The sequence below is a fragment of the Rhodococcus sp. P4_B6 genome, from assembly GCF_056402215.1.
In genome coordinates, this window is sequence record NZ_JBFUHV010000005.1 from 1 (window position 1) to 17849 (window position 17849).

Here is a 17849-nt window from a genome sequence, read left to right on the forward strand (position 1 = left end):
GACCATGAAGAACTCGTCCAGGTTGGAGGCGAAGATGGCGAGGAATTTGGCGCGCTCGAGCAGCGGCAGCGACGTGTCCTCGGCGAGTGCAAGTACTCGTGAATTGAAATCGAGCCAACTGAGTTCACGGTTGAGGTAACGATCTTCGGGGAGCCCGTCCGTCAGCGCGCTCGTGAGGGCACTCGTCGCAGCGGGGGGAGCCATCGGAACGTTCGTGGGGCTGGCCGTCACGATGCCGTCGCGGGTTCCGTTCTTTCCGTCGACGTCGGTCGGGTGATCGAGTGCTTCTCGGTTGCTCACTCCACGATCATCCCTCGAGAATTCGGCGGCGGACAATTGATGGGGCAAATTCACTCGGCGTGCGCGGGCTACTCGTTTCCGCAGCGCGAGGGCGCGGTGTGTTCGAGGGCGTCGAGTGCGGCTCGCGTCGCAGGTCCGACGCCGAGCGCCTGCGCGGCATCGAGATCGTCGGCGGTGTCGACGTCGGTCCGCAGCCCCGGCCAGTGGCCGTCGAGGGGACGTGCCCCGGAGTCGAGATGCCGCTTCGCCGATCCCGGTCCGAACCGGGGATCGAGGGGAATCGCCGGGTCGCAGGAGAACAGTGCGGCCGTTCCGGTGCCGTGATGATCGACGACCACCGACCTGCCGCCGGTTCTCGCCGCGGCGAGTGCTTCGCCGAATTCGCCTCCGCGCAGTGACGGCAGGTCTGCCTGCAGTGCGACGACGTCGACTCCGCTCTCGTTGCGGCGGACGTGCTCGGCCGCGGCGGCCAGGGCCGCGTTGAGTCCGTGCTCGGTGCCGCCCTCGTCCGGCAGATTTTCGGCGTCGACGGGGGTGGGGTCGGCGTAGACGTTCGCGCCGACGCTGCGGGCGAGCCGGGCCACCGCGGGATCCGGCGTGACCACGGTGACGCCGACGACCGTCGCGACGTCGCTGACGACGGCCAGGGTGTCGCGCAGCATCGACAGCACCAGTCCGGTGCGGTCGTCCGTGTCGAAGACACCCGACAGTCGCGTCTTGGCCGCGTGGAGTTCCTTCACCGCGACGAGTACGTGCGCGCGCGGCGCCACGGATCGGGTCGCTGTGCTCATGCGGATATCTTGCCAGCCCGCGCGGGGTGGTGCGCCGGACGCCCGGTCGCGGCTGAGCAGCGGACGAGTTCGGTAGCGGAGCGGCGCACGACCTCGGCATCGGCAATACTGTGGGCGACGCATCGGGTAACGAACGACGAGGGGGCTGTGTGAGCAAGGCTGCGGTACTGGGAGCGGGTTCATGGGGGACTGCATTTGCGAAGGTCCTGGCCGACGCCGGGACCGATGTCACCATGTGGGCGCGACGCGCTGAGGTCGCCGAATCGATCGTGTCGCGGCACGAGAACGAGGATTACCTGCCGGGCATCGCCCTGCCTCCGTCGTTGACCGCCACCGACGACGCGCGGGCCGCGCTCGACGGCGCCGACATCGTCGTCCTCGCGGTGCCGTCGCAGTCCCTGCGCGACAACTTGCAGGTCTGGAGTCCGATGATCCCCGCGAACGCGACCATGCTGAGTCTCGCCAAGGGCATCGAGACCGGCACCCTCATGCGGATGAGTCAGGTGATCATTCAGGTCACCGGCGCGGATCCGGGGCGCGTCGCCGTGCTGTCCGGGCCCAATCTGGCCCGGGAGATCGCGATCGGCCAGCCGGCGGCCACGGTCGTCGCGTGCACGGATTCGACGCGGGCGCTCGAATTGCAGAAGGCCTCGGCCACCGGATACTTCCGGCCGTACACGAATTCGGACGTCATCGGCTGCGAGATCGGCGGCGCCTGCAAGAACGTCATCGCCCTCGCCTGCGGTATGGCATCGGGAATCGGTTTGGGAGAGAACACGATTGCGAGCATCATCACTCGCGGTCTCGCCGAGATCATCCGGCTCGGAGTTGCGCTCGGCGCGAAACCCGCCACCCTCGCGGGTCTCGCCGGGGTGGGCGATCTGGTCGCCACGTGCACGTCGCCCCTGTCCCGGAATCGGTCGTTCGGGGAGCGTCTCGGTCAGGGCGGATCGATCGAGAGCGCTCAGGCGGCCACCCACGGTCAGGTCGCCGAGGGCGTCAAATCGTGCTCGTCGGTGCGTGCTCTGGCCGCCAGTTACGACGTCGAGATGCCGCTGACCGATGCCGTGCACCGGGTGTGCCACGAGGGTCTCGTGGTGCAGGACGCGATCGGTCAGTTGCTCGGCCGCCGTACGAAGCCGGAGTGAACACGTGAGTGGTGATTCGACCCGCTGCGTCAAAGCTGTTGCAGCAGAAAAGATTCCCGGTTCGCCGATGCAGAGGGGTCCGGTCTTCGCGGCGCCCTACCAGCTGAGCGCGGACGAGGGGAGTGAATCCGACACCTACGCGCGGGCCTCCAACCCGGGCTGGCGCGACCTCGAGTCGGCACTGGCGGCGCTCGAGGGCGCCGCGGGCGCGCTCGTCGTCGGCTCCGGGATGTCGGCGATCACCGTCGTGCTGCGGAGTCTGCTCACCGCCGGCGACACCGTCGTCGTGCCGTCCGACGGCTACTACCAGGTGCGCGCGTACGCGCGGGAGCGTCTGGAGCCGATGGGCATCACCGTGCACGAACTGCGGACCGCCGACATGGCCGGCGAGGCGGCCGCAGCACTACTGGCCTCCGCCGAGGGGACGACGGTCGTGGTGGCCGAGACCCCGGCCAACCCGTCCCTGGACGTGGTGGATCTGCGGGCCGTGTCCGAGCAGTGCGCGAACGCGGGCGCCGTTCTCGTGGTGGACAACACGACCGCCACCCCGCTCGGCCAGCAACCACTCGAGCTGGGTGCAGACGTGGTAGTCGCCAGCGGCACAAAGACTTTGAGCGGTCACAGCGATCTGCTCATGGGGTACATCGCCGCGTCCGACGCCGACTTCCTGGCCGGCATGGAACGGGAGAGGGCGCTGTCGGGCACGGTGCTGGGCCCCTTCGAGACGTGGCTCGCCCACCGGAGCCTCGGAACGGCGGGGCTGCGATTCGAGCGGCAATGCGCCAACGCCCTGGCGCTCGCGACCCTGCTGGAGACGCACCCGGCGGCCCGCCACGTCCGGTACCCGGGGCTGCCCGGTGACCCCGCGCATGCCGTCGCCGCCGGGCAGATGCGCCGGTTCGGCGGGCTGGTGACGTTCGAGGTGGACTCCGCCGAACAGTTCCACCGGCTGGTGGCCGGCAGCGACCTCCTCGTACCGGCGACGAGTTTCGGCGGTATCCACACCAGCGCCGACCGCCGGGCCCGATGGGGCGACCCCGTGCCCGACGGGTTCGTGCGGCTCTCGTGCGGAATCGAGGACACCGACGACCTCGTCGCCGATCTCGAGAGTGCACTGTCCGCATTGTGACGTGCGTGCCGCCCGTCGTGTCCTGAGGTCGGCGAAGAAAACGTGAGGAGAGGTGGGTGCGGTGAGTCGGTCACGGCGACGGTACGGTTTGTGTCGTGAGTAAACCGCGTACCCGGGTAGCCGTCATCTTCGGTGGCCGCAGCAACGAGCATTCCGTGTCCTGTGTGTCGGCCGGAAGCGTCCTGAAGAATCTCGACCCGGAACGGTACGAGGTGGTGCCGATCGGCATCACCACCGAGGGTTCATGGGTTCTCGGCTCCACCGACCCCGAGACGCTGTCCATCCGCGGCCGGGCGCTGCCCAGCGTCGATGCCGACGGGTCCGCACTGGCGCTCACCGCCGACCCGACGCGATCCGGCGACCTCGTCGCCCTCGACGACGGCGAAGCGGGCAAGATCCTGGCGTCCGTCGACGTCGTCTTCCCGGTCCTGCACGGCGCCTACGGTGAGGACGGCACCATCCAGGGCCTGCTCGAACTCGCCGGAGTCCCGTACGTCGGTCCCGGCGTGCTCGCGAGCGCGGCAGGCATGGACAAGGAATTCACGAAGAAGCTGCTCGCCGCGGAAGGCCTGCCGATCGGGTTCCAGGTCGTCCTGCGTCCCGGCACTGCGACGCTGACCGACGAACAGAAGTCGCGCCTCCACCTCCCGGTGTTCGTGAAACCGGCCCGCGGCGGGTCGTCCATCGGCATCACCCGGGTGGCCGAGTGGGCCGCACTCGACGACGCCATCGCCCATGCCCGCCGGCACGATCCCAAGGTGATCGTCGAATCGGGGATCGCCGGCCGCGAGGTCGAGTGCGGAGTCCTCGAGTTCCCGGACGGCGAGGTGCGGGCCAGCGTCATCGCCGAGATCCGGATGCCGGAAGGCGCCGACGACGACGAGGCGTTCTACGACTTCGACAGCAAATACCTCGACGACGTGTGCGAGTTCGACGTGCCCGCGAAACTCGAGGACTCGGTCAGCGACGAGATCCGCGAACTCGCGGTGCGCGCATTCTCCGCGCTCGACTGCCAGGGACTCGCACGCGTCGACTTCTTCGTCACCGAGGACGGCCCGGTGATCAACGAGATCAACACGATGCCGGGATTCACGTCTATCTCGATGTACCCGCGCATGTGGGACGCGGTGGGCGTCGACTACGGCACCCTCGTCTCGACGCTGGTCGACACCGCCCTCGCGCGCGGCACCGGCCTTCGATAGCGAAACGGCGGTCCGGCGGTCAGGGATTCGCGACCGGCGCCGGATCGAGGGGCTTCTGCGGCAGTGCCTGCGATACCGCGCCGGAGATGTCCTGGAGCGGAGTCGGGCCCACACCGGTGGGAACGGTGAGTCCGACGTACACGCCGCGGTCGACGGCGAAATAGCTGCTCGCGTCGATTCCGGCGCTCGCACCGGAGATCTCGAACCACTGCACCCCGTCGATCACCTGAAGCGCGGACGCCTGATCGAACTCCGCGGGACGGTCCAGGCCGCACCGCAGCACGAGGGGTTCGCCCTCGGCCGGCTGCCACGCGGCGGTCGCCTCGGGTGCGGGTTCGGTGAGTTCCGCCCGGGTGTAGTCGCCGAGCGCGTCGGGGAGGCCCGCCATCAGGGCGGCGCACTCCGCGGACCCGGACGCCGGCGCCGGCACCGGCCCCAGCGACACGGGTTCCTTCGCAGGGTTGCGGCCGGCGAAGACCGCGGCGACGACGATGCCGATGATCAGGGCAACGGGCAGTGCCACGGCCGTCGCGATGAGCGCCGGATTCCGTCGCTCCGCGGGGGCCGGGCCGGGAGTGCCGTCGGATGCATTCTGTTCGGGTTCGAGATCGGACATGCTCAGTTCTTGTTCGCAGACTTTTCGGGGACGTCGCAGGTGAGGGTGCGGGTGATGCCGGCGACCTGACGGATCTCCTTGACGACGGGAGCGACGTCGTCGGCGGACACCCGCACGATGACGTCGTACGGTCCGACCACGTCCTCGGCGGTCCGCACTCCGGTGATCTTCGCGATCTCGGTCGCGATCGCCGCAGCCTTGCCGACTTCGGTCTGGATCAGGATGAACGCTTGCACTCTCGCTCCGGCCCTTCCCTGCTCCGCCCCGCAGGTATCTCGGTAGAGTCGCGGGTGCTTCGGCGCGCTGATCGGTCACGTGCCGAGTAGTCCCGGCAACAGCTTGAAGGTACCGCAGTCGCACATTCCGTCGACCGGACCCACGGCCGTCGCGCGGGTCACCCGACACTACGGCGCGCCTGGAGGCACACCATCACACCGACGGATTCCCCGGACCCGACTCCGCCCCGCACCGTCGCCGACGTCGGCGAATTCGCCGTCATCGGCCGCGCGGTGCAGGGCCGGGTGCAGCCCCCGACCACCCTGATCGGCCCCGGAGACGACGCCGCTCTCGTTCGGGCGGCCGACGGTCGGGTGGCGGTGTCCGCCGACATGCTGGTGCAGGACAGGCATTTTCGACTCGACTGGTCTTCGCCGCGAGACATCGGTCGCAAGGCGGTGGCCCAGAACGCCGCCGACGTCGCGGCGATGGGTGCGCGACCGACAGCTTTCCTGGTGTCCCTCGGCCTGCCGCCGGACACGCCGATCGACGTGGCGGACGGCATCTCCGCGGCGATCGGGGAGAGCGCCGAGGAACTCGGAGCCGGTGTGGTGGGCGGGGATCTGGTGCAGGCCGCCCAGGTCGTGATTTCCGTCACCGTCCTCGGTGATCTCGGCGGCAGGAGCCCGATCCGGCGGTCGGGCGCGCGGCCGGGTGACGTGGTCGCGGTGGCCGGGGAACTCGGCCGATCGGCGGCCGGTCTCGCGTTGCTGCTCGGCGGATCCACGGATTTCCCGGACCTTCTCGCCGCGCACCGGGTCCCCACCCCGCCGTATGCCGCGGCGTGGGCCGCCGCGGCCGGCGGTGTTCACGCGATGACCGACATCTCCGACGGGCTCCTCGCCGATCTCGGCCACATCTGCGAACAGTCCGGAGTCGGGATGTCGCTCAGCCGATCCGACGTGACCGTGTCGCCGGAACTGGTGTCGGCGGCGAAGGGTCTCGGCGCCGACCACTGGGAATGGGTGCTCACCGGGGGAGAGGACCACGGCTTCGCCGCCACCTTCCCCGGCGACGTCCCGCTCCCGGCGGGGTGGACCCGGATCGGTGTCGTCCACGACGGGTCCGGCATCTCGGTCGACGGCGAGACCTGGCCGGGGGCCGGCGGCTGGCAGAGTTTCGCGGTATAGGTTGCACGCATGGCTATCTACGCGCTCGGGGACCGCGAACCCGACATCCATCCGGACGCCTACGTCCACCCCGACGCCGTGGTGATCGGAAACGTGACCCTGGCGGCGGGAACCTCGGTGTGGCCGCAGGCCGTGCTTCGCGCCGACTACGGCACCATCACCGTCGGCGCCGACACCAACATCCAGGACGGCACCGTGATCCACTGCACGGTGTTCGATCCCACCGTCATCGGCTCGGGCTGCGTCGTCGGCCACGCGGCGCACATCGAGGGGTCGACGATCGGCGACCACTGCCTGATCGCGTCCGGTTCGATCGTGCTCAACGGTTCGGTCATCGGCGCAGGGTCGATCGTCGGAGCAGGTGCCGTCGTCCCGTTCAAGTTCGAGGTTCCGCCGCGGAGCATGGCGCTCGGTGTCCCCGCGAAGATCCGGCAGGGCTACGAGGTCCCCGAGGGGCACCTCGACAGGAACGTGAAGATGTACGCCGCGAACGCGGCCTACTACCGCGAGTCGCTGCGCAGGCTCGACTGATGGCGGCGCCGCTGTCGGACCTCGTCGAGGCAGGATGGGCCGAGGCGCTCGAACCGGTGGCCGGGCGGATCACGGAGATGGGCGCGTTTCTGCGCGCGGAGATCGCCGACGGTCGTGAGTACCTGCCCGCCGGGGAGAACGTCCTGAGGGCGTTCACCCACCCGTTCTCCGAGGTCAAGGTCCTGATCGTGGGCCAGGATCCGTACCCCACACCCGGTCACGCCGTCGGTCTCAGCTTCTCGGTGGCTCCGGAGGTGAAACCGGTGCCGCGCAGTCTCGGCAACATCTTCACCGAGTACAGCAAGGACCTCGGTTACCAGACGCCGACCACCGGCGACCTCACCCCGTGGTCCCGTCAGGGCGTGCTCCTGCTGAACAGGGTTCTCACCGTGCAGCCCGGACTCCCGGCCTCGCACCGGAAGAAGGGCTGGGAGGCGGTCACCGAACAGGCCATTCGCGCCCTCGTGGCGCGCCCCGAACCCCTCGTCGCGATTCTGTGGGGCCGGGACGCGTCCACCCTGAAACCGATGCTCGGCGACGTGCCGACGATCGAGTCGGCGCACCCCTCACCGTTGTCGGCGTCGCGCGGATTCTTCGGTTCGCGGCCGTTCAGCCGCGCGAACGAACTCCTCGACGGCCTGGGCGCGGAACCGGTGAACTGGCAGCTGCCGTAAGCCGCCCGCCCGCGGGACGGCGAGGGCGGCGCGGAGGGACCGTCAGCCCTGCGTTTCCTTCACCGATGCGAAATCCGCACGACGCTTCACTTCACTGATGCGAAATCGGCACGCCTCTTCTCCACGAACGCGTCGACGCCCTCGCGTCCCACCGGGCTGTCGGCCGCGGCGGCGATCGACTCGGCCTCCGCGTCGAGTTGCTCGGCGAGCGTGCGTGACCGCGAATCGCGCACGAGTGTCTTGATCCCCGAGTACGACGACGTCGGGCCGGCGGCGAGGGTGCGGGCGAGCCGGAGTGCCTCGTCCTGGACGACGTCGTCGCCGACGAGGCGGCTGAGGATGCCGAGGCGAACGGCCTCGTCACCGCTGAGAACGGCGTCGGTGATCAGGATCTCACGCGCACGGGCGTCGCCGACGATGCGCGGCAGCGTCCAGGACATTCCGCCGTCCGGCGTGTAGCCGATCGACGGGTAGGCGGGGCGCAGCTTGGTGCCGGGGCCGCCTATCGCGACGTCCGTGAGGCAGACGAGGCTCATGCCGGCGCCCGCCGCCCAGCCGTGGACACCGGCGATCACCGGAACGGTCACGGCGTCGAGCGCCCGAACGAAGTCGTGGAAGACGCCCGCCACCTCGGCGACGCACTCGCTGCGCACCGGTGCGGACGCGAAGGCGCGGACGTTGCCGCCCGCGCAGAAGTTCGGGCCCTCCCCGACGAGGAGGACGCTGCCAATCCGGTCACCGACCGCTTCGAGCGCGCGGGCACCCTGCACCAAACCCTCGCCGTCCAGCGAGGTGCCGTTCTCCGCCGTCGCGATCGTGACGCGCAGGACGCCGTCTTCGAGCTGTACTTTGCTGAATCCATCGAGAGAAGTCACCGTTGCACCCTACGTGGGCCCCCTGGCGGTGCCCGTCGTGCCCCGATGCGCTGCGACGATGCCGAATCGGGCTGCAGTCGCGACAGAAAAGAACTGCGCCCCCGACACCGAAGTGTCGGGGGCGCAGTGACATCGCACGCAGCGTCGGGTCAGCCCCGAGCAACCTTTCCAGCCTTCAGGCAGGACGTGCAGACGTTGACCTTCCGGGTGTTTCCGGGGGCAACCTCGGCACGAACAGTCTGGATGTTCGGGTTCCAGCGACGGTTGGTACGCCGGTGCGAGTGCGAGACCGACTTACCGAAGCCGGGCCCCTTGGCGCATACGTCGCAGACGGCAGCCATAGTCGCGAACTCCTTCAAGATAGTGAACTGTGAAATTTGCTGGCCTCGTGGAAACAGGGCACAGCAAGTGCGCCCTTAACGAGGCAACCGTGCAAGAGTAGCCGCTCGAGTGGGGAATGGCCAAACGCGGTCCCGAACGGCTCGGACCGCGGGCCCGATCACCGTCCCCCGACTAGTCTGGCGGCACCTTCACCATTCCCCGGCCGGAGAGGACGACTGTGGCCCCTGAGCTCCCGATGGACGGTCGAGTCCTCGAGTTGTGGGCGCGGACCGCCGTCGCGGGACTGGAACGGCGGTGCGAGGAGATCAACAGCCTCAACGTCTTTCCGATCCCGGACTCGGACACCGGCACCAACCTGCTGTTCACGATGCGCGCGGCGCTGGGTGCGATCGACGAGTACGCGGGCGCCGACGGCGGCACCAAGGACGTCCGCCAGGTGGCGATCGCCCTGGCGCGGGGTGCGGTCGCCGGCGCCCGCGGGAACTCCGGGGTGATCCTGTCGCAGGTGCTGCGGGGGGTCGCGGAAGCGGCCGTCGCGTCCGCCGTCGACACCCGGACGGTCCGGACCGGACTGCTGATGGCCACCAACCTGGTGACGGACGCGGTGAGCTACCTGGTGGAAGGCACCATCGTCACCGTGCTGCGCTGTGCCGCCGACGCGGCGGCGGAGTTCCCGGACGAGGCTCCGGTCGCGGACACCGCCCGCGCGGCCGCCGACGCGGCGGCGGCCGCGCTCACCAGGACGCCGTCGCAACTCGAGGTGCTGGGCACCGCAGGCGTCGTCGATGCGGGCGGACTCGGACTCGTGGTCATCCTCGACGCGCTCGTCACCGCCGTCACGGGCGCGCCGCCGGACCGCCCTCCGATCGCACTCCACGTCCCGCGACGCACCCCGTCCGCGCGCCGCGCCGAACCCGTCGCCGTCGGCGAGGTGCAGGCAGCGCACGCGCATCCGGGACCCGGACCCGACTGCGGCGAGGGCTCGGACCAGGACTTCGAGGTGATGTACCTGGTCGCGGAGTCCGACGAGGCCCGGATGGCCGGGCTGCGCGGCGCGCTGAACGACCTCGGGGACTCGATCGTGATCGTCGGCGACGGCGACGGCGGCTGGTCGGTGCACGTGCACTGCACGGACGCGGGCGCCGCCGTGGAAGCCGGACTCGCGGCGGGACGCATCCACGGAATCCGGGTCAGCAGCTTCCTCGTGGACGCCCGGGACCAGGGGCTGCTCGTTCCGCCGGTCCGGACACGGCCGGATCAGGGCGAGCGGGGAATCGTCGCCGTCGTGGCCGGAGACGGCGCCGCCGAACTGTTCGCGAGCGAGGGCGCGACGATCCTGCGCTGCGACGACGCCCCCGTCACCCGCGCCCAGCTCCTCGGCGTCATCCGGCAGATGGGACGCACAGAGGTGCTCGTCCTCCCCAACGGCGCGTTGACGGCGCAGGAACTCGTCGCGGTCAGCGCCGCGGCGCGCGACGCCCGGCACGAGGTCCTGTTGCTCGCGACGTCCGCGATGGTGCAGGGACTCGCCTCCCTGGCGGTGCACGATCCCGAGCGCGAGGCGGTGGACGACGCGTTCGCGATGTCCGAGGCCGCCGCCGCCACCCGCTGGGGGTCGCTGCGGATCGCCCGCGAACGTGCCCTCACCTACGTGGGCACGTGCGAGCCGGGAGACGGCATCGGACTGATGGGTCACGAGGTGATCGTCATCGAACCGGACGCGGTCGCCGCCGGACGCCGGCTCGTCGACCTCGTCCTCGGCGCTGGTGGAGAACTGGTGACACTCCTGATGGGCTCGGAAGCGCCGGAGGGGCTCGACACCGAACTGGCCGATCACATCTCGCAGCGGCACCCCGGCGTCGAGGTGATGATCTACCACGGAGGACAACCTGGAGATCTGTTGCAACTCGGGGTGGAATGAGGAATTCGATGGCCACATTGTCCGACCGGCTCGATCATCTGCTGGGGAAGAAGACCGCCGACGCGCTCGAGGAGGCGTTCGACATCAGCACGGTCGAGGACCTGCTGCGGCACTACCCGCACCGGTACGCCTCGCAGGGCCGGGAGCTCGCCGAGAAGGACCCGCCGGAGGGCGAGCACATCACGATCATCGCCCGGGTCACGTCCGCGGCCGTCGTGAAGATGAAGAACCGGCCGGGCAGCATGCTCAAGGTGGTCCTGTCGACCGACACCCAGAACGTGGACGTCACCTTCTTCAGTCCGCAGAAGGTCAAGCACGTGATCAAGCCCGGCGTGCGCGCGATGTTCTCGGGAACGGTGAAGTACTTCCGCAGCAAGTGGAGCCTCACCCACCCGAGCTACCTCGTCCTTCCCGAACCCCGCGCGGGCAGCGAGGACCCCGTCGTCAACGTCGGCCGGATACGCGGCGCCGGCGACCTCGCGGGCATCGCCCGGGCGTCGCAGGAAGCCGGAGCCGGGGTCGACATGTCGGTGTTCGACCGCGCGCTGATCCCGCTCTACCCCGCCACCCGGGACGTCGAGAGCTGGACGATCATGAAATGCGTCCGCCAGATCCTGGACCAGCTCGACCACGTCGACGACCCGCTGCCGGAGAACGTCCGGGCCGAACGGGACCTGATCGGACTCGACGAAGCCCTGCGGTCGGTCCACCTGCCCGACACCCGCGAGGACGTCGAGAACGCCCACGACCGGTTGCGGTTCGACGAGGCGACCGCGCTGCAACTGGTGCTCGCCCGTCGCCGCCACGACAACGCCGAGCGGGTCGCACCGGCGTGCTCGCCCGTGCCCGGCGGGATCGCGGACGTGTTCGAGAGCGTGCTCCCGTTCCAGCTCACCGACGGTCAGCATTCGGTCGCCGACGAGATCTCCGCCGATCTGGCGCAACCACACCCGATGAGCAGGCTGCTGCAGGGTGAGGTCGGTTCGGGCAAGACGATCGTGGCCCTGCGCGCCATGCTCCAGGTGGTCGACGCCGGCTACCAGTGCGCGCTGCTCGCGCCCACCGAGGTGCTCGCCACGCAGCACGCCCGGTCGCTGCGGGCGATGCTCGGCGCCCTCGCGACCGCCGGGGAACTCGGCGCGCACGAGAAGGCGACACGGGTGGCGCTGCTGACGGGGTCGATGGGCGTCGCCGCCAAACGAACGGCCATGAACGAGGCGATCACCGGCGACGCCGGAATCGTCATCGGCACGCACGCCCTGATCCAGGACAACGTCGAATTCTTCAACCTCGGGATGGTGGTCGTCGACGAGCAGCACCGGTTCGGTGTCGAGCAGCGCGACCGGCTGCGGTCGAGGGCGCGGGAGGGCCTGAGCCCGCACCTGCTGGTGATGACGGCGACGCCGATTCCCCGCACCATCGCGATGACCGTGCTCGGCGATCTGGAGGTGTCGACGCTGCGCCAGCTGCCGAAGGGGCGTTCCCCGATCAAGAGCAGTGTGGTACCCGCGTCCCAGAAGCCGCAGTGGGTCGCGCGGGCGTGGGAACGGATCCGCGAGGACGTGGCCGACGGGCGGCAGGCGTACGTCGTGTGCTCACGGATCGGCGACGGCGAGAAGGGCGACGGCGAGGACGCGTTCGACGAGAAGGCGTCCGAGACGAAGTCCGCCGTCGACGTGTTCGAGGAACTGAGCGGCGACATCATGCCCGACCTGCGGGTGGGACTGCTGCACGGCAGGCTGCCCGCGGACGAGAAGGACGCGGTGATGCGCGACTTCACGGCCGGCGACATCGACGTCCTCGTGTGCACCACGGTGGTCGAGGTCGGAGTCGACGTCCCGAACGCGACGATCATGGTGATCGTCGACGCGGACCGTTTCGGCGTCAGCCAGCTGCACCAGCTGCGCGGACGCGTCGGCCGTGGCAAACACCAGGGGCTGTGCATTCTCGTCACGGAAATGAACCCGGGCGGCCCCGCCTACGAGCGACTGTCGAACGTGGCGTCGACCAACGACGGCTTCGAACTCGCGCAGCTCGACCTCGCCACCCGTCGCGAGGGCGACATCCTCGGTGCGGCGCAGTCGGGCACGACGTCGACGCTGCGGCTGTTGTCGCTGCTCGGCCACGAGGACGTCATCGCGGCGGCGTCCGAGTTCGCGCGGTCGGTGATCGCGGACGATCCGCGGCTCGAGAATCACCCGGGGCTGTCGGCGATGGTGACGTCGGCGCTCGACGCCGACCGCATCGAATATTTGGAGAAAACGTGAGAACTTCGCACGTCTGTTTCGGGTCTGTTGCAGAATTCGCACACGTCAGGGGGGTCTTTGTGAAGTTTGTGGAGAATCTTGCAATGTGGGATGCCTGTTCTCCACGGCCGTCTTCGACGGGGTAGTTTGCTCCAATGTTCTCCAAAGTCCTGGTCGCCAACCGTGGCGAAATTGCGATCCGCGCTTTCCGTGCCGCCTACGAACTAGGTGCTGGAACGGTTGCGGTGTTCCCGTACGAGGATCGGAACTCGATCCACCGTCTGAAGGCCGACGAGAGTTATCAGATCGGCGAGGAGGGACACCCGGTTCGGGCGTACCTCTCCGTCGACGAGATCGTCTCCGCGGCCAAGCAGGCAGGCGCCGATGCCATCTACCCCGGCTACGGCTTCCTTTCCGAGAACCCGGATCTCGCCGCCGCGTGCGCCGAGGCGGGCATCACGTTCGTCGGTCCCTCCGCCGAGGTGCTCGAGCTCACCGGAAACAAGGCGCGCGCGATCGCCGCGGCGAAGGCGGCCGGTCTGCCGGTGCTGGCGTCGTCGGAGCCGTCCGCCGATGTGGACGAGTTGCTGGCCGCGGCCGAGACCATGCAGTTCCCGCTGTTCGTGAAGGCCGTCGCAGGCGGCGGTGGCCGCGGCATGCGCCGGGTCGCCGAGCGGGCACAGCTCAAGGAGTCCATCGAGGCGGCCGCCCGCGAGGCCGAGTCGGCGTTCGGTGACCCGACGGTGTTCCTCGAGCAGGCGGTCGTCGACCCGCGGCACATCGAGGTCCAGATCCTGGCCGACGGTCAGGGCAACGTCATCCACCTGTTCGAGCGGGACTGCTCGCTGCAGCGCAGGCACCAGAAGGTCATCGAACTCGCGCCGGCCCCGAACCTTCCGGAAGAGCTGCGGGCGAAGATCTGCGCCGACGCCGTCGCGTTCGCGAAGGAGATCAACTACTCCTGTGCGGGCACCGTCGAATTCCTCCTCGACACCCGCGGCAACCACGTGTTCATCGAAATGAACCCGCGCATCCAGGTCGAGCACACCGTCACCGAAGAGGTCACCGACGTCGACCTCGTGCAGTCCCAGCTGCGGATCGCGTCGGGGGAGACCCTCGCCGATCTGGGCCTGAGTCAGGACAAGATCACGCTGCGCGGTGCGGCGTTGCAGTGCCGCATCACCACCGAGGACCCGGCCAACGGGTTCCGTCCGGACACCGGCCGGATCACCGCGTACCGCACACCGGGCGGCGCCGGCATCCGTCTCGACGGCGGTGCCACCCTCGGCGCCGAGGTGGGCGCGTACTTCGACTCGATGCTCGTCAAGCTCACCTGCCGCGGCCGCGACCTCGAAACCGCGGTCGCCCGGGCCCGCCGCGCGGTCACCGAGTTCCGCATCCGCGGCGTGTCGACGAACATCCCGTTCCTGCAGGCCGTGCTCGACGACCCCGATTTCAAGGCGGGCCGGGTCACCACCTCGTTCATCGAGGAACGCCCCGAGCTGCTCACGCTGCGCAGCTCCGCCGACCGTGGCACCAAGATCCTGTCCTACCTCGCCGACGTGACGGTCAACAAGCCGCACGGCGAGCGGCCGTCGGCGGTGTACCCGCGCGACAAGCTGCCCCAGATCGACCTGTCCGCCCCGCCGCAGGACGGCAGCCGCCAGAAGCTCCTCGCCCTCGGGCCGGAGGGATTCGCCAAGGCACTGCGGGAGCAGAAGGCACTCGCGGTCACCGAGACCACGTTCCGCGACGCCCACCAGTCGCTGCTCGCGACCCGTGTGCGCACCAGCGGTCTGCTCGACGTCGCCGGGCACGTCGCCCGGATGACCCCGGAACTGCTCTCGATCGAGGCGTGGGGCGGTGCCACCTACGATGTGGCGCTGCGGTTCCTGCACGAGGACCCCTGGTACCGGCTGTCGGCGCTGCGTGAGGCCGTGCCCAACATCTGCCTGCAGATGCTGCTGCGCGGCCGGAACACCGTCGGGTACACCCCGTACCCGGAGAAGGTGACGCGGGCGTTCGTCGAGGAGGCCACGAACAGCGGCATCGACATCTTCCGCATCTTCGACGCCCTCAATAACGTCGACCAGATGCGGCCGGCCATCGACGCCGTCCGCGAGACCGGCACCTCGGTCGCCGAGGTCGCCCTGTCCTACACCGGCGACCTGTCGAACCCGAACGAGAAGCTGTACACCCTCGACTACTACCTGCGCCTGGCGGAGGAGATCGTCGAGGCCGGTGCGCACATCATCGCGATCAAGGACATGGCCGGACTGCTCCGCGCCCCGGCCGCCACCACGCTGGTGACCGCGCTGCGGAAGAACTTCGACCTGCCCGTGCACGTGCACACCCACGACACCCCGGGCGGACAGCTCGCGACGTACCTGGCCGCGTGGCAGGCGGGCGCGGACGCCGTCGACGGCGCGTCGGCCGCACTGGCGGGCACCACCAGCCAGCCGGCGTTGTCGGCCATCGTGGCCGCGGCGGCGCACTCGGAGCACGACACCGGCCTGGACCTGCAGGCCGTGTGCGACCTCGAGCCGTACTGGGAGGCGCTCCGCAAGGTCTACAAGCCGTTCGAGTCCGGGCTGCCCGCCCCCACCGGGCGTGTCTACACGCACGAGATCCCGGGCGGTCAGCTGTCGAACCTGCGCACACAGGCAGTGGCCCTCGGGCTCGGCGACAAGTTCGAGGAGGTCGAGGCCAAGTACGCGGCCGCCGACCGGATGCTCGGCCGCCTCGTGAAGGTCACCCCGTCGTCGAAGGTGGTCGGCGACCTCGCCCTGCACCTCGTCGGCTCCGGTGCCTCCACCGAGGAGTTCAGGGAGAACCCCGCGAAGTTCGACATCCCCGACTCGGTGGTCGGGTTCCTGCGCGGCGAACTGGGCACCCCGCCCGGTGGCTGGCCGGAACCGTTCCGCACCCGGGCACTCGAAGGCCGTGGCGACGCCAAGCCCGAGGTGCCGCTGTCCGCGGAGGACGAGAAGGCCCTCGCGGGCACGTCCGCGGAGCGCCGCGCGACGCTGAACCGGCTGCTGTTCCCCGGCCCGACGAAGGAGTTCCTCGAGCACCGGGACAAGTACGGCGACACCTCGCAGCTGTCGGCGAACCAGTTCTTCTACGGACTGCGCCGCGGCGACGAGCACCGGGTCCGCCTCGCGCAGGGTGTCGAGCTGCTCATCGGGCTCGAGGCCATTTCCGAACCCGACGAGCGTGGATACCGCACCGTCATGGCCATCCTCAACGGGCAGTTGCGTCCGGTGTCGGTGCGTGACCGGTCGATCTCCAGTGAGATCCCGGCCGCGGAGAAGGCCGACAAGAACAACCCCGGCCACGTGCCGGCGCCGTTCGCCGGTGTGGTGACCCTCGCCGTCACCGAGGGCCAGCATGTCGCCGCCGGCGACACGATCGCCACCATCGAGGCCATGAAGATGGAAGCGGCCATCACCGCACCCCGCGGTGGCACCGTCTCCCGGCTGGCCATCGGTTCGGTTCAGCAGGTGGAGGGCGGCGACCTCCTCGCCGTCGTGGCGACGGGGGAGTCCGCGAGCGAGTGACTCGGATCATCGCGGGACTCGCAGGCGGTCGACGCCTGCGGGTCCCGCCGAGCGGGACCCGGCCCACCTCGGACCGGGTCCGCGAGGCATTGTTCAGCGCCCTGCACAGCAGGATGGACCTCGAGGGCGCGTCCGTCCTCGATCTCTACGCGGGATCGGGGGCGCTCGGCCTCGAGGCGCTGTCCCGGGGTGCGGATCGCGTCGTCCTCGTCGAGTCCGACTCGAAGGCGACAGGCATCATCAAACACAACGTGACGACGGTCGGCCTGCCCGGCGCGGAAGTCCGCGGCGCCCCGGTGGCCGCGGTGCTCGCGGGCACCGCCGACCGGCCGTACGACCTGGTGATGGCGGATCCGCCGTACGCCGTCGACGATGCGGCGGTGCAGACGGTCCTCGGTCACCTGCGGGTGAACGGCTGGGTCGGCGACGGCTCGATCGTGGTGCTCGAGCGGTCGTCGAGGTCACCCGAGACGGCCTGGCCCGACGGCTTCGCGCCCGTCAAGGCGAAGAAGTACGGTGAGGCGAGAATCGAATTGGCGACCTGCTACGGTCTGGACTCATGACTGGCGCTGTCTGCCCCGGATCCTTCGACCCCGTGACCAATGGCCACCTTGACGTGATCGGCAGAGCTGCCGCGCAGTTCGACGAGGTCATCGTGACGGTCATGGTCAACAAGAACAAGCGTGGCCTTTTCACCGTCGAGGAACGCATCGAGATGCTCGAAGACTCGACCGCCGATCTGCCCAACGTGCGGGTCTCCTCCTGGCACGGCCTGCTGGTGGATTACGCCAAGCAGCAAGGGATCACGGCGATCGTCAAGGGCCTGCGCGGTGCCAACGACTTCGACTACGAGCTGCAGATGGCACAGATGAACCAGAAGCTCAGTGGTGTCGACACCCTCTTCATCCCGACCAACCCCACTTACAGCTACCTGTCGAGTTCGCTCGTGAAGGAAGTGGCCACCTTCGGTGGCGACGTCTCCGACATGCTCCCGGAGAAGGTGCACGCCCGCCTTCTCACGAGGATCGCCGAGCGCGCCGCCGAGAGCAGCTGATACCCGACACACCGGCTGCCAGGACCCGCCCGCGGCGTCCGGTCGTGCAGACTT

General features: G+C 69.4%; 16 protein-coding genes and 1 pseudogene. 11 read left to right on the forward strand and 6 right to left on the reverse strand.

Translation table 11 applies throughout. From position 1 onward, the window contains the following. Both AC1DWT_RS03235 and cofC read right to left on the reverse strand, forming a co-directional pair. Positions 1-300, reverse strand: a pseudogene (locus AC1DWT_RS03235) (RNA degradosome polyphosphate kinase); the annotation flags it as partial. A 68-nt stretch (positions 301-368) separates the two neighbouring features. Beyond that, positions 369-1070 (reverse strand): 2-phospho-L-lactate guanylyltransferase, encoded by a 702-nt coding sequence (gene cofC, locus AC1DWT_RS03240; protein WP_306454235.1) that lies wholly within the window; start codon positions 1068-1070, stop codon positions 369-371. A 170-nt stretch (positions 1071-1240) separates the two neighbouring features. On the opposite strand from cofC, the gene AC1DWT_RS03245 reads away from it, so the two are divergent. The 3 genes from AC1DWT_RS03245 to AC1DWT_RS03255 all read left to right on the forward strand — a co-directional run bounded on the left by AC1DWT_RS03245 (position 1241) and on the right by AC1DWT_RS03255 (position 4570). Beyond that, positions 1241-2239, forward strand: a complete 999-nt coding sequence (locus AC1DWT_RS03245; RefSeq protein WP_072937764.1) for an NAD(P)H-dependent glycerol-3-phosphate dehydrogenase — start codon at positions 1241-1243, stop codon at positions 2237-2239. Between the two features lie 4 nt (positions 2240-2243). Continuing rightward, a complete protein-coding gene (locus AC1DWT_RS03250; protein WP_072937765.1) occupies positions 2244-3368 on the forward strand; it encodes a cystathionine gamma-lyase in 1125 nt (374 codons plus the stop codon). Positions 3369-3463: 95 nt separating this feature from the next. Further along, entirely contained in the window at positions 3464-4570 is a 1107-nt protein-coding gene (locus tag AC1DWT_RS03255; protein ID WP_072937766.1) for a D-alanine--D-alanine ligase family protein, read from the forward strand. Positions 4571-4589: 19 nt separating this feature from the next. Here AC1DWT_RS03255 and AC1DWT_RS03260 read toward each other — a convergent pair whose 3' ends face one another. Continuing rightward, positions 4590-5186, reverse strand: a complete 597-nt coding sequence (locus AC1DWT_RS03260) for a DUF3515 domain-containing protein (protein ID WP_095860783.1) — start codon at positions 5184-5186, stop codon at positions 4590-4592. Positions 5187-5188: 2 nt separating this feature from the next. Beyond that, a complete protein-coding gene (locus tag AC1DWT_RS03265; RefSeq protein WP_072937768.1) occupies positions 5189-5422 on the reverse strand; it encodes an Lrp/AsnC ligand binding domain-containing protein in 234 nt (77 codons plus the stop codon). A gap of 192 nt (positions 5423-5614) precedes the next feature. Between AC1DWT_RS03265 and AC1DWT_RS03270 the strand changes: the two genes are divergently transcribed. Genes AC1DWT_RS03270 through AC1DWT_RS03280 form a run of 3 tightly spaced genes read left to right on the forward strand, consistent with a single transcriptional unit; the run spans position 5615 to position 7797 of the window. Next, positions 5615-6592 carry a thiamine-phosphate kinase gene (locus tag AC1DWT_RS03270; protein WP_072937769.1) on the forward strand — a complete coding sequence of 326 codons (978 nt, stop codon included), beginning with the start codon at positions 5615-5617 and terminating at the stop codon, positions 6590-6592. A 9-nt stretch (positions 6593-6601) separates the two neighbouring features. After that, positions 6602-7123 (forward strand): gamma carbonic anhydrase family protein, encoded by a 522-nt coding sequence (locus tag AC1DWT_RS03275; protein WP_072937770.1) that lies wholly within the window; start codon positions 6602-6604, stop codon positions 7121-7123. Then, complete coding sequence (locus AC1DWT_RS03280) at positions 7120-7797, forward strand: uracil-DNA glycosylase (protein WP_179377535.1); 678 nt, start codon at positions 7120-7122, stop codon at positions 7795-7797. The genes AC1DWT_RS03275 and AC1DWT_RS03280 overlap by 4 nt, the downstream gene beginning before the upstream one ends. An 86-nt stretch (positions 7798-7883) precedes the next feature. Here AC1DWT_RS03280 and AC1DWT_RS03285 read toward each other — a convergent pair whose 3' ends face one another. Together AC1DWT_RS03285 and rpmB are read right to left on the reverse strand one after the other, a co-directional pair. Next, on the reverse strand, positions 7884-8672 hold the full coding sequence (locus AC1DWT_RS03285; RefSeq protein WP_072937771.1) for an enoyl-CoA hydratase/isomerase family protein: 789 nt from the start codon (positions 8670-8672) through the stop codon (positions 7884-7886). 149 nt (positions 8673-8821) lie between these two features. Then, the gene (gene rpmB / locus AC1DWT_RS03290) at positions 8822-9013 is read right to left on the reverse strand and encodes a 50S ribosomal protein L28 (protein ID WP_005240429.1); all 192 of its coding nucleotides are present in this window, start codon (positions 9011-9013) and stop codon (positions 8822-8824) included. Positions 9014-9249: 236 nt separating this feature from the next. Here rpmB and AC1DWT_RS03295 point away from each other — a divergent pair, with 236 nt between their 5' ends. From AC1DWT_RS03295 to coaD, 5 genes are all read left to right on the forward strand, one after another. Beyond that, on the forward strand, positions 9250-10935 hold the full coding sequence (locus AC1DWT_RS03295; RefSeq protein ID WP_072937772.1) for a DAK2 domain-containing protein: 1686 nt from the start codon (positions 9250-9252) through the stop codon (positions 10933-10935). 8 nt (positions 10936-10943) lie between these two features. After that, positions 10944-13202, forward strand: coding sequence for an ATP-dependent DNA helicase RecG (gene recG / locus AC1DWT_RS03300; RefSeq protein WP_477919722.1), 2259 nt, complete (start codon positions 10944-10946; stop codon positions 13200-13202). A 134-nt stretch (positions 13203-13336) separates the two neighbouring features. Further along, positions 13337-16741: a pyruvate carboxylase gene (locus AC1DWT_RS03305; protein ID WP_477919724.1), complete on the forward strand. Its 3405-nt coding sequence runs from the start codon at positions 13337-13339 to the stop codon at positions 16739-16741. Further along, a complete protein-coding gene (rsmD, locus tag AC1DWT_RS03310) occupies positions 16738-17304 on the forward strand; it encodes a 16S rRNA (guanine(966)-N(2))-methyltransferase RsmD (RefSeq protein ID WP_072937775.1) in 567 nt (188 codons plus the stop codon). The genes AC1DWT_RS03305 and rsmD overlap by 4 nt, the downstream gene beginning before the upstream one ends. Beyond that, entirely contained in the window at positions 17301-17795 is a 495-nt protein-coding gene (gene coaD / locus AC1DWT_RS03315; RefSeq protein WP_015890262.1) for a pantetheine-phosphate adenylyltransferase, read from the forward strand. The genes rsmD and coaD overlap by 4 nt, the downstream gene beginning before the upstream one ends. The last annotated feature ends 54 nt before the right edge of the window (positions 17796-17849 follow it).